This window comes from Diaphorobacter sp. B2A2W2, assembly GCF_056730635.1.
In genome coordinates this window covers 451,466-463,600 of the sequence record NZ_JBWZOR010000003.1, presented here as the reverse complement: position 1 = coordinate 463,600, position 12,135 = coordinate 451,466, and the positions used below count along the sequence as shown (strand labels likewise).

At 66.1% G+C, this 12,135-nt stretch carries 11 protein-coding genes; 4 read left to right on the top strand and 7 right to left on the bottom strand.

The window, feature by feature from the left end; all coding sequences use genetic code 11:
- The first annotated feature begins 25 nt into the window (after positions 1–25).
- Positions 26–862: an oxygen-binding di-iron domain-containing protein gene (locus tag AC1PPL_RS08290; RefSeq protein WP_011804166.1), complete on the top strand. Its 837-nt coding sequence runs from the start codon at positions 26–28 to the stop codon at positions 860–862.
- Positions 863–928: 66 nt separating this feature from the next.
- Here AC1PPL_RS08290 and AC1PPL_RS08285 read toward each other — a convergent pair whose 3' ends face one another.
- The 5 genes from AC1PPL_RS08285 to AC1PPL_RS08265 all read right to left on the bottom strand — a co-directional run bounded on the left by AC1PPL_RS08285 (position 929) and on the right by AC1PPL_RS08265 (position 6,969).
- Entirely contained in the window at positions 929–1,588 is a 660-nt protein-coding gene (locus tag AC1PPL_RS08285) for a protein-methionine-sulfoxide reductase heme-binding subunit MsrQ (protein ID WP_479973052.1), read from the bottom strand.
- Positions 1,588–2,586, bottom strand: a complete 999-nt coding sequence (gene msrP / locus AC1PPL_RS08280; protein ID WP_479973051.1) for a protein-methionine-sulfoxide reductase catalytic subunit MsrP — start codon at positions 2,584–2,586, stop codon at positions 1,588–1,590. The genes AC1PPL_RS08285 and msrP overlap by 1 nt, the downstream gene beginning before the upstream one ends.
- Before the next feature lie 91 nt (positions 2,587–2,677).
- Positions 2,678–4,012 (bottom strand): c-type cytochrome biogenesis protein CcsB, encoded by a 1,335-nt coding sequence (gene ccsB, locus AC1PPL_RS08275; RefSeq protein WP_123675025.1) that lies wholly within the window; start codon positions 4,010–4,012, stop codon positions 2,678–2,680.
- Positions 4,009–6,162, bottom strand: a complete 2,154-nt coding sequence (locus AC1PPL_RS08270) for a cytochrome c biogenesis protein ResB (protein ID WP_479973050.1) — start codon at positions 6,160–6,162, stop codon at positions 4,009–4,011. The genes ccsB and AC1PPL_RS08270 overlap by 4 nt, the downstream gene beginning before the upstream one ends.
- 168 nt (positions 6,163–6,330) lie before the next feature.
- A complete protein-coding gene (locus AC1PPL_RS08265; protein ID WP_012655688.1) occupies positions 6,331–6,969 on the bottom strand; it encodes a c-type cytochrome in 639 nt (212 codons plus the stop codon).
- 84 nt (positions 6,970–7,053) lie between these two features.
- Between AC1PPL_RS08265 and yihA the strand changes: the two genes are divergently transcribed.
- Positions 7,054–7,776 (top strand): ribosome biogenesis GTP-binding protein YihA/YsxC, encoded by a 723-nt coding sequence (gene yihA, locus AC1PPL_RS08260; RefSeq protein WP_047350979.1) that lies wholly within the window; start codon positions 7,054–7,056, stop codon positions 7,774–7,776.
- A 48-nt stretch (positions 7,777–7,824) separates the two neighbouring features.
- The gene (locus AC1PPL_RS08255) at positions 7,825–8,754 is read left to right on the top strand and encodes an alpha/beta fold hydrolase (protein WP_479973049.1); all 930 of its coding nucleotides are present in this window, start codon (positions 7,825–7,827) and stop codon (positions 8,752–8,754) included.
- A 44-nt stretch (positions 8,755–8,798) separates the two neighbouring features.
- Here the strand turns inward: AC1PPL_RS08255 and AC1PPL_RS08250 are convergent, their stop codons facing one another.
- A complete protein-coding gene (locus AC1PPL_RS08250) occupies positions 8,799–9,671 on the bottom strand; it encodes a lysophospholipid acyltransferase family protein (protein ID WP_011804158.1) in 873 nt (290 codons plus the stop codon).
- Positions 9,668–10,543 (bottom strand): lysophospholipid acyltransferase family protein, encoded by an 876-nt coding sequence (locus tag AC1PPL_RS08245; protein WP_479973048.1) that lies wholly within the window; start codon positions 10,541–10,543, stop codon positions 9,668–9,670. Before AC1PPL_RS08245 ends, AC1PPL_RS08250 begins: the two co-directional genes overlap by 4 nt.
- Before the next feature lie 132 nt (positions 10,544–10,675).
- Here AC1PPL_RS08245 and metK point away from each other — a divergent pair, with 132 nt between their 5' ends.
- On the top strand, positions 10,676–11,857 hold the full coding sequence (gene metK, locus AC1PPL_RS08240) for a methionine adenosyltransferase (RefSeq protein ID WP_012655683.1): 1,182 nt from the start codon (positions 10,676–10,678) through the stop codon (positions 11,855–11,857).
- Positions 11,858–12,135: the final 278 nt, after the last annotated feature.

Genomic DNA, 12,135 nt, shown 5'->3' with positions numbered 1-12,135 from the left:
GCACTTTCATTGCGGAGTCACGTGCATGCCTCAGGAACCTCTTGAACTCTACCGGGACAAGAACCACGCTTGTCTGATGTTCTCGGACCTTGTCGAGGAGGATGGGCAGGCGGTTCAGGCCAACCAGTTCCTGATCGTGGACGACGACACGGGCGCCATCATCGACCCGGGCGGCAATCTGGCGTTCAACGAGTTGTTCATGGGGATGTCCAAGCACTTTCCGCCCCACAAGCTGTCCTACCTGATTGCGTCGCACGCCGACCCCGACATCATCGCCTCGCTGGACCGATGGTTGAGCAGCACCAAGGCGACGCTGGTCATCTCACGCATCTGGGAGCGCTTCGCGCCGCACTTCACCAAGCTCGGCAAAACCGAGAACCGCATCATCGGGGTGCCCGACAGCGGCGGCCGCCTGCCGCTGGGCCGGCACGAGCTGGTGCTGCTGCCGGCGCATTTCATGCATTCCGAAGGCAACTTCCACTTCTACGACCCGGTCAGCCGCATCCTGTTCACGGGCGACCTGGGCGTCTCCATGACCTCGGGCGCCGACGCACGCGTGCCGGTGACCCATCTGGCACCGCACATTCCACGCATGGAAGGCTTTCACCGCCGCTACATGGTCTCCAACAAGATCCTGCGCCTGTGGACGCGCATGGCGCGGCAACTCGACATCGCCATGGTGGTTCCGCAGCACGGCGCGCCCATCATGGGCAAGCCGGCCATCGACGACTTCTTCCAATGGCTCGACAGCCTGATGTGCGGCATCGACCTGTTTGATGACCGCGCCTACCAGATCCCCACGGGTCACATCGATCCCGTCACCCGCCAGGTGCGCCCTGCGCTGCAAGCCGTGCGCGCCTGAAGGTTTGATAAAAATCGGCTCTAGCGCTTACCCAAAAAGCGCTAGTAGCTATCTAAATAATAGCAATCAGACCGCACGGCGGCGCCGGCGCAACCAAGGCCGAGCGAGCAGCAACGCCGCCAGGATGGCGGCATAGACCGCCACCTCGGCAAAGTCGTTCTTGCCCGACCGCATCCAGAAAAAGTGCAGGATCGCCAGCCCCGCGGCCAGGTACACGCCGCGGTGCAGTTGCTGCCAGCGCCGCCCGCCCATCCAGCGCATGGCCCGGTTGAACGACGTGGCCGCCAGCGCCAGCAGCACCGCAAAGCAGCCCATGCCCACCAGGATGAAGGGGCGCTTGAGCACGTCACGAACGATTTCCGGCACATCCAGCCCCATGTCGAACCAGCTGTAGCACAGCAAGTGGAGTGCCGCGTAGGCGAAGGTGTACAGCCCCAGCATGCGCCGAAAGCGTGCCAGCGGCGGCTGGGCCAGCGCCAGCCTCAGGGGTGTGACTGCCAGGGTGAGGCACAGCATGCGCAGCGTCCAGTCGCCTGTGGAGCGGATCAGGGCTTCGGCAGGGTTGGCGCCCAGGCGATCGGCGGCCGCCCCATACACCAGCCAGGCCAGTGGTAGCAGGCACAGCACAAACAGCACCGGCTTGGCTGCCGGGTGCAACAACACGCGCGCGCCCCAGCCGCGACCCGCCAGCGCGGGAGTACTACCCGAAAGGCGTGCATGCGCCATCAGTAGAACTTGCGCAGATCCATGCCCGCGTAGAGCTGCCCCACCTGGGCCTCGTAGCCATTGAACAGCAGGGTCTTGCGCTTCTTGGCGAACAGTCCGCCCTCGCCGATACGCCGTTCGGTGGCCTGGCTCCAGCGCGGGTGGTCCACATCCGGATTCACGTTGGAATAGAAGCCGTACTCCTGCCGTGCAGCCTTGTTCCACGCGGTACCAGGCTCCTTCTCGACGAAGCGGATCTTGACGATGCTCTTGGCGCTCTTGAAGCCGTACTTCCACGGCACGACGATGCGCACCGGTGCGCCATTCTGATTGGGCAGCACCTCGCCATACATGCCCAAGGCGAGCAGCGTGAGCGGATGCATGGCCTCGTCCAAGCGCAGGCCTTCGGTGTAAGGCCAGTCCAGCACACGCGAGCCCACGTAAGGCATGGTGGCTTTGTCCGCCAGCGTGACGAACTCGACGTACTTGGCACTGCCCTGCGGCTCCACCCGCTTGATCAACTCTGCCAACGAGTACCCCACCCAGGGGATCACCATGGACCAGCCCTCGACGCAGCGCAGGCGGTAGATGCGCTCCTCCTGCGCACTGAGCTTGAGCAGCTCGTCGATATCGAAGCGCCGTGGCTTGTTGACCAAGCCTTCCACTTCCACAGTCCAGGGGCGGGTTTTCAGGGTATGGGCATTGCGCGCGGGGTCGCTCTTGTCCGTGCCGAATTCGTAGAAATTGTTGTACGTGGTGGCGTCCTGGTACTCGGTGACCTTCTCCATGGTCACCGCGCCCGGCACGGCGGACGGCGCACCCGGCAGGGGTGCGAGCCTCCCCGGGCGGCGGACTTGGTCAGCGAGGGCAACACGCCCTGCCCAGCCGGCCATCGCCGCGCCACCAGCACCCGCTGCCAGCAGGCGGAGCATGGCGCGTCGCTGCTCATAGACGGCGCGCGGCGTGATCTCGCCAGCGCAAGGGTGGATGTATCCGTTGTCTCGGGTAGGAATCAACATGGGGGTCCTTCTGGCAGCCGCATCTGCCACAGTCTGCATGAGACACAGACTGCCCGCAGGGCCCGCAGGTTCCCCCCTTGGACGCCGAGGGTTACAAGGTTCCGTAGCTGTGCAGCCCGCTCAGGAACATGTTCACGCCCAGGAAGGCGAAGGTGGTCACCGCCAGGCCCACCAGCGCCCACCACGCCGACATGGTGCCGCGCAAACCCTTCATCAGCCGCATGTGCAGCCATGCCGCGTAGTTGAGCCACACGATCAGCGCCCAGGTTTCCTTGGGGTCCCAGCTCCAGTAACCGCCCCAGGCCTCCGCGGCCCACAGCGCTCCCAGGACCGTGGCGATGGTAAAGAACGCAAAGCCCACGGCGATGGACTTGTACATCACATCGTCCAGGATCTCGAAGGACGGCAACCGCTCGGCAATGCGCCGGCGCGCCAACAAGATGCCCGCCACGATCAGCGCAGAAACACCGAAATACACCATCCAGTAGCCACCGCCGTTGTCGGCCGCACCCTGGCGAAAGACGATGGGCTCAAAGCACAGCACCACGCCCAACAGCCACAGCGGTGTCAGTTTCCACCAGCGCGTTTCGCTCGCCTGCTGTTTGATCAGGTAGGCAAAGGCCACCATGGCCGACAGCGCGAAGGTGCCGTAGCCGATGAAGTTGGCCGGCACATGCAGCTTCATCCACCAGCTCTTGAGCGCGGGCACCAGCGGCTGGATCTCATGTGCCTCGCGCACGACCGTGTACCACAACAGAAAGCCCACGGCGGCGCTCACCACCAGCATCACGAAGCCGCCGAGCGCGCGGGTTTCGTACTGCTCCTCGTAGTACAGGTAGAACACGGCCGTCATCCAGCAGAACATGACGAACACCTCGTAGAGGTTGCTCACCGGGATGTGGCCGATATCCGGGCCGATCTGGTAGCTTTCGTACCAGCGCACCATGGTGCCGATCAGTGCCAGCGCCACGGCCACCCACGCAATGCGCGAGCCGATGCGCATCATCGTCTGCCCTTGACCGCGCGAGAGCATGCCCACCCAATAGAACGCGGTGCTCATGAAGAACAGCATGCTCATCCACAGGATGGCCGACTGGCTCGACAGAAAGTACTTGAGTCCGAAGACCGTGTCCGCGCGCGCCAGGTCGCCCGCGCCATTGTTCTGGTACAGCCCGATGGCCAGCAGCGAGCACGCGGCCACCATCAGCATCAGTGTGCTCAGCGGGCGCCAAAACCAGCCCAGCCAGATCGCGCTGGGAATGGAGCCCAGCAAAATGGCCTTCTCATACACATCCATGTACGCCGCATAGCGCTGCAGCGCGAACACGCCCCCCGCGACCACCAACAACGCAAACAGCCAGTCCCACCAGCTGCGGCGTGCGAAATACCCTTCGCTCAACGTGAGCGTGGTCGTGGCTGTATTCATGAGGCACCTCCGTGCGGGGATGTTCCGATCAATTGGGTGGTGAGCTGCGCGAATTCACGATCCGCATCCAGCGTCTTGCGGTTGGTGGACAGCGCCATCGTCGCGCGGGCGCCAGTCTCATGGGGTGCCAGCCATACCCATACGCGGCGTTCGCGCACGTAGAGCATGGCAAACACGCCGATGATCAGCAGCGCGCAACCCAGGTACACCACGTTCTTGCCCGGCGCGCGCGCCACCTGGAACACGCTGGCCTGCACCTGCTTGAAGTCACGCAGCTCGAACGCCAGGGGCACCGGATAGGCCTGTGCATCGCTCAGGCTCAACACCGCCTGCGTCATGAACGCCTGCGTTGCGCCATTCTGTGGCAAGGGGGCCAGGCCTGCACGTTCGCGGGTGATCTGCGCCAGTTCGAACAAGGCGCCGTTGAGGATGCGCACCAGTACCTCGCTGGCGCGGTTGCGCTCGTCTTCGGGCACATTGGCCTCCATGAAGTCCGAGATCGCCTGCAGCCCGCCGCGCGGCCGGCCGCCCGCCGCAGCAGGCTCGTCGATCGCACCGGCGAACAGCGCGAGCGCGCGCCCCGCCGACTGCGCGAGTTGCTCGGCCAGCTCGGGGCGCGCCCCATCCACGGCCGCTGCCGCGTAGCGACGCACCGCCAGCTCGCGCATCTGCGGATCGGCCAGTGCCAGGCGCATGCGCAAGAAGCCATCCATGCCACCCTCGGCATCCACCGGCACGCGCAGGTAGCGGAAGGGCTCCGCGGGGGTCTCACGCACACCCAGCAAATACATGGGCTGACCGTCGCCCGTGTCCACGGGCAGCATGAAATTGTGGAACTCCCGCGCCTGGCCCGCAGCATCGCGCAGCTTGTAGGTGATGCTGGGGCCTACGTTGCGCAGTTCGCGCTTGCTCACGGTCTTGTTGCCGGCACCCAGGCGCGATTCGATCGATTCGCGCAGATCCACCTTGCGCACGTCAGCGCCCGAACCGCTGGCGCCGGTATCGCCGAAGTTCTCCACATTGAGTACCCGCAGCCCCGTGAACTCCAGCGTCATGCCTTCGCCCGAGCCCGAGTGCGTGAGGCGCGTGGAGCCGCCGATCACGCCTTGCACATCGAAGGGTTCCGCGCCAGGCACCATGGGACGCGCACGCAGGTGCACTTCGGAGCCGCCATCGTCAAAGCTGGATTGGTAAATTTCGATGCCCCGGTAGCTCACGGGATGGTTGACCTCCACGCGCGCCGGCGTGGCCTCGCCCGTGGCGCGGTCGTGGATCACGATCTCGCTGGCGAACAGCTTGGGCATACCGGTGGAGTAATGCTCCACGATAAACTTCTTGAGCTCGACGGCAAACGGCAGTTCTTGCAGCAGTACGCCGTCGGACTGGCTCAGGATGGCGGTGCCGGACTGCGTGCCCTCGGCCACCACAAGATTGCCGCGGAAAGTGGGATTGCGCTCGGACAGCCGGTGTTCGGGCTTGACCTCGGAGATCAATCCCGAGCCGGCATAGGGCGTCTTGCCACCAAACCACATCTGCGCCCGCACAACGAGATCGCCGTCGAGCAGGCCGCCCAGGCACACCAGCACGATGGCGCTGTGCGCGGCGATATAGCCCAGCTTGTTGGCGGCACCAGCCTTGGCGGCCACCATCCAGCCGTCACCTGCCGGGGTCTGGCGCTGCTGCAGGCGCACCTTCCAGCCTTTGGCGACCAGTTGCTGCCCCACGCGGCGCGCGGCCGCCTCGGGCGTTTCGGCCGCCAGCTCCGCGCTGGCCTTGTGGTGGAACGCCTGCAGGCTCTTCTCGCGGATGTCTTCCTTGTAGGTGCGCAGATCCGCCAGATACTTGGGCGCATGGCGGGCAATGCACAGCGAGGTGCTGACCACCAGAAAGCCCAGGATCACGAGGAACCACCAGGCGCTGTAGACCGCGTTCAGCTTGAGCGCCAGGAACACCTCCGCCCAGAACGGGCCGAACTGGTTCACATAGTTGACGGCCGGCTCGTGCTGCTTGAGCACCGTGCCGATCACCGAGGCAATGCAGATCACGGTCAGCAACGCGATCGCGAAGCGCATGGACGCCAGCAGCTCGGTCATCGACCGCATGGCGTGCGTCCGGGGGGCGCTGCTAGGACCGAAAGTGGTGTCAGACATGAAAGACGCGAAGGCCGGGAGGAATCCACCTACGCCGGTCAACCCTGCGTGCGTAGGCCCATGAGAAAGGGCGGGCCATCCGTTCAGATGAGCCCGCCCGTCTTGGGTGCGATTATCGGCGGTAGGTTCCAAAGGCGCATCGGAGCACCCCTGGAAATTTGACGTGAATCAACGCAAACCGGCAATGTAGTCAGCCACGGCCTTGATCTCGCGGTCGTTGAGCTTGGCGGCCACGTCGCGCATCTGCACGTTGTTGCCACGCTTGCCGTCGCGGAAGTCCACCAGTTGCTTGACCGTGTAGTCGGCATGCTGGCCCGACAGGCGCGGGTACTGGGCAGGAATGCCGGAACCGTTGGGGCTGTGGCAGCCGGCGCAGGCGGCAATGTTGCGCTCCTGGATGCCGCCGCGGTAGATGCGTTCGCCCATGGCGACCAGATCCTTGTCCTTGGCAAAGCCTTCCTTGGCTTGCTTGGAGGCCAACCACCACGACACGTTGCGCATGTCGTCCTCGGAGAGGATGGCGGCCATGCCTTGCATGATCGGGTCAGCGCGCTTGCCGGCCTTGAACTCCTGCAGCTGCTTGACCAGGTATTCCGGGTGCTGCTGCGCCAGCTTGGGGTTGGCTGCGATGGTGGAATTGCCGTCGGCGGCGTGGCAGGCGGCGCACACGGCGGCGTAGCTGGCCTCGCCCTTCACGAGATCAGGCTTCGCTGCCTTTTGCGGCGCCGGGGTTTCGCCTGCGGCAAGGGCCGAGGCAGCGGGGACTGCCAGTGCGGCAGCCATCAGCAGAGAGGCGAGCAACTTCATATCGGGGGATCTTGTGTTATGAGCGCAAAACCCCGCGATTCTACAATGCCCCCTGTTTCGCCCTATCCCTTGGAAAACCCATATATGCCGACCACATCACATGCGCCAGTTGCTGGCTCCCTCCCGCCAGCGCCGGACGCCAAGGTCGCCATGGGGTGGATGCACACCGCGCGCTTCCTGACGACGGCCGCGCAGTTACACCATTTGCCCGCCATCGAGGTGCCCGAGATCGCCTTCGTGGGCCGCTCCAACGCAGGCAAATCCACCTGCATCAACACCCTCACCCAGCAGCGCCAACTGGCGTTTGCATCCAAGAAGCCCGGACGTACCCAGCACATCAACCTGTTCGCGCTGGGCAAGCAGGGCGCAACGGACGCGGTGCTGGCCGACCTGCCGGGCTACGGCTACGCGGCCGTGTCGCGCTCGGACAAGCTGCGCTGGCAGCAAGTGATGCTGAGCTACCTGGTGAGCCGCGAAAGTCTCACCGCCATCGTGCTGCTGTGCGACCCGCGCCTGGGCCTGACCGAGCTGGACGAGGCGCTGCTGAACGCCGTGCGGCCGCGCGTGGAGGCAGGGCTCAAGTTCCTGGTGCTGCTCACCAAGGCCGACAAGCTCACGCGCGCCGAGCAGGCCAAGGCACTGTCCATCACGCGACTGCAGGCCGGCGGCGGTGAGGTCAGGATGTTCTCCGCGCTCAAGAAGCAGGGCGTGGACGAAGTGGCGCAACTGCTGTGGCAGTGGGCCCACCCCGTCCAAAAAGAGGATGCGGCCGTGGAAGCCCTGCCGCCATCTGAAGACCAAAACTGACGCCAGCGCCCGTCCATCAAGCGCTGGCAGCTATGAAAGGCGTAGCGTATGGCGGAGACGATCACCCACACACTGCCGCACGGCATCACGCTGCACTGCCGCGTGGCCGGCATGCCGGGGCGCCCGGTGCTGCTGTTCCTGCACGGCTTTCCCGAAGGCGCGTTCATCTGGGATGCGCTGCTGGGCCATTTCGCCGATCCGGCACACGGCGGCTACCGCTGCGTGGCGCCCTGGCTGCGCGGCTATGCACCCTCCAGCGCGCCGGCTGCAATAGAGGCCTACCGCCCCAAACATCTGGTGCAGGACATCGCCGCGCTGATCGCCCAGGAAGCCGGTGCCGGCACGCCGCTGGCGGCGCTGGTGGCACACGACTGGGGCGGGGCCGTGGCCTGGAACCTGGCCAACCAGCATCCCGGACTGCTCAAGCGCCTGATGGTCATCAACGCGCCTCACCCTGGCGCCTTCTTGCGCGAGTTGCAGGGCAGTGCCGCGCAGCAGGAGGCCAGTGCGTACATGCACTTCCTGTGCCGCCCCGATGCCGAGTCGCTGCTGGCCGAGAACGATTTCGCGCGCCTTTTCGGCTTCTTTCGCCGCGCCGATGGCAGCGCGCCCGGCTGGCTCACCCCTGCACTGCGCGCGCACTACCGCGCGCAGTGGGCGGCGGGGCTTGCCGGGCCTTGCAACTACTACCGTGCCAGTCCGCTGCGGCCGCCGCTGCCCTCGTCTTCCCAGGACGACGGGACGCCGGACATCCGCTCCCTCACGCTGCCCGCCGACATGCTGCAGGTACCCGTACCCACGCAAGTGCTGTGGGGCATGGACGACCCCGCGTTGCTGCCCGGTCTGCTGCAGGGGCTTCAAGCCTGGGTGCCACGCCTGCAGGTGCAGCAAGTGCCAGGCGCCACGCACTGGGTGGTGCACGAGCAGCCGGAGTTGGTGCGCGACACCCTGGCGGATTTTCTTCGCCAGTCACTATGATTTTCGTAGCTGATAGCGATTACCAGATAAGCGCTAGAGCCATTTTACTGATACACCGAATCCTGCCCCTCGGGGCGAGTCTTGAAGCGCTTGTGCACCCAGTAGTACTGCGCGGGCATGGTGCGGATGGCGGCTTCCAGCTCGCGGTTCATGCGCGCCGTGTCGGCCACATGGTCCTCGGTGGGAAAGTGGTCCCAGGCGGGGGTCAGCTCGGCCACGTAACCCTCGGGCGTCATGCGGCTGTACAGCGCCACCACCTTGGCGCGCCCCAGGCGCGCAAAGCGCGACAGTGACGGGATGGTGGCCGCGTCCGGCATGGCGAAGAAGGGCACGAACACCGAGTCGTTCCTGCCGTAGTCCATGTCGGGCAGCAGGTACAGCAGCCCGCCCTTGCGCAGGCACGAGATGATGGGTTTCACGCCGTCGGCGCGGTTGAGCATGCGCACGTTGCCAAAGCGCTGGCGGCCCGCCATGAACCATGCGTCCAGCACCGGGTCGGGGTTGGTGGCGAAGATCGAGGTGAACTCGCGCCGCGTGTTCAGCGGCAAGGCGAGGCCGCCTGCGTCCATGCTGTAGAAGTGCGGCGCGAAGACGATGGTCGGCGTGTCGCCTTCCAGCTCGTGCAGCGCGCCCACCAGCTTCACGCGGCTGCGCACCAGCGCCTCGGAGCCCGACCACAACCAGCCGCGGTCCAGGAAGGTCTGACAGAACACCACGAAGGACTCGCGCGCCCACGCGCGGCGCTGCGACTCGGGCACCTCGGGGAAGCACAGGGCCAGGTTGCGCAGCGCCACCCTGCGCCGCGGCACGGCCAGCACGAACAGCACCCGGCCGATGAACCGCCCCAGCGCACGCAGCGCCGGCAGCGGCAGGCGACCCAGCAAATTCAGCAGCGCGATGCCCGCGCGCGCCATCATGCGCGGCCCTCCGGCGGTGCATCGGCCCCGGCAGAGGTATGCATCTCCGCGCGGGGCTGCTTGTAGCGGGCGTAGCCCCACAGGTATTGGCCGGGGCTTTGGCGGATGAGGTATTCCATGGCTTGGTTGAGCTGCAGCACGGCCGCGTCGAGTGTAGGCGCTAGCGGCTGGGGCAAATCCTCCAGGTGCAGCACATAGCCGCGTCCGCGTGGCAGGCGCTCGCACCGCGCCAGGATCACCGCCGCACCGGTCTGCTGCACCAGGCGCGCAGCCAGCGTCATGGTGTAGGCCGGGCGGCCGAAGAACGGCGACCACACCCCCAGCCCCTGCGGCGGCACCTGGTCAGGCAGCAGGCCCACCGCCTCGCCGCGCCGCAGCGCCTTGATCATCTGGCGCACGCCCTGCAACGTGGTGGGCACGGCCTGGATGCCGGGGCGGTTGCGCGCGGTCTGCATCACCTCGGCCAGCCAGCGCTGGCGCGCGGGCCGGTACAGGATGGTGATGGGGCCGTGCTCCGGCGACCAGCGCCGCGCCGCCGCCTGCACCGACAACTCGAAACAGCCAATGTGCGGCGTGAGGAACACGATACCGCGGCCTTGGCCCCAGGCCCGTTGCACGTATTCGGCCCCGCGTATCTCGCAGGCCGGCGGCTCGGGCCACAGCCACAGACGCGGCGCCTCGGCCACCATGCGCCCCGCGTGCGCTATGGCCGCACGCACGTCACGCAAGGCATAACCCGCGCGCGCGGCGTTGTCGATGAAGCGGCGGCGGTAGGTGGGCGATGCGCAAAACGCCACCCAGCCAAGCGCCGCGCCAATGACATGCAGCAACCACAAGGGCAGCGCGGAAACGAGCCGAAAGAGGGATGACATTACAATGACGGTCGTCGCCGAGTTAAATGAGCAACTTGCAGGGCGACGTTAAACACAACTGCTAAAGCGTTCGCCGAGGCTCCATGAGGCTCTGGGCAACGCCCAAATGCTGACAACACGGAGTTTATTCAAATGGCGAACGATTTCCTCTTCACGTCCGAATCGGTCTCTGAAGGCCACCCCGACAAGGTGGCGGATCAGATCTCCGACGCCATCCTGGACGCGATCTTCACGCAAGACCCCCGCAGCCGCGTGGCAGCCGAGACGCTGACCAACACCGGCCTGGTAGTACTGGCCGGCGAGATCACCACCAACGCACACGTGGACTACATCCAGGTGGCGCGCGACACCATCAAGCGCATCGGCTACGACAACACCGAGTACGGCATCGACTACAAGGGCTGCGCAGTGCTCGTGGCCTACGACAAGCAGTCCAACGACATCGCCCAGGGCGTGGACCACGCCAGCGACGACCACCTGAACACCGGCGCGGGCGACCAGGGCTTGATGTTCGGCTACGCCTGCGACGAGACGCCCGAGCTGATGCCCGCGCCCATCTACTACGCGCACCGGCTGGTCGAGCGCCAGGCCCAGTTGCGCAAGGACGGCCGCCTGCCCTTCCTGCGCCCGGACGCCAAGAGCCAGGTCACGATGCGCTACGTGGACGGCAAGCCCCACAGCATCGACACCGTGGTGCTCTCCACCCAGCACAGCCCCGACCAGAGCGAGACGGCGACCAAAATGAAGGCCAGCTTCACTGAGGCCATCATCGAGGAGATCATCAAGCCGGTGCTGCCCAAGGAATGGCTGCAGGACACCAAGTACCTCATCAACCCCACGGGCCGCTTCGTCATTGGCGGGCCGCAGGGCGACTGCGGCCTGACGGGCCGCAAGATCATCGTGGACACCTACGGCGGCGCCTGCCCGCACGGCGGCGGCGCATTCAGCGGCAAGGACCCGACGAAGGTGGACCGCAGCGCGGCCTACGCTGCGCGCTACGTGGCCAAGAACATCGTGGCCGCCGGCCTGGCGCGCCAGTGCCAGATCCAGGTGGCTTATGCCATCGGCGTGGCGCGCCCGATGAATATCACCGTGTACACCGAGGGCACCGGCGTAATCCCCGACGACCAGATCGCCCAGCTGGTGCAGGAGCACTTCGACCTGCGCCCTAAGGGCATCATCCAGATGCTGGACCTGCTGCGCCCCATCTACGCGAAGACCGCCGCCTACGGCCACTTTGGCCGCGAGGAACCCGAGTTCACCTGGGAGAGGACGGACAAGGCTGCCGCGCTGCGTGCAGCGGCCGGGCTGTAAGGCACGGCGACCCGCGCCAGCGGGTGCGGCACCCTTGCGGCGGCACAAAGCCCAGGCGCTGCGCGCAGCGGCGGGGCTTTGAACCCCACGTCTGCGTCCAGGCAATCACTGAGCTTGGGGGCGGAGTTCGTACCCCGCCGCGTTGCGAACGCAGACCAGTACGCCGCCGCGCGGCGCCAAGCGGCCGGCTTGTAAGCCTGTGCAGGCGCGCGTATCAACGCCGCGCGCGCTGCTGGCCGCAGTAGGTGCGCCGGCCACGGTGGCGCAGGAACTGGGCT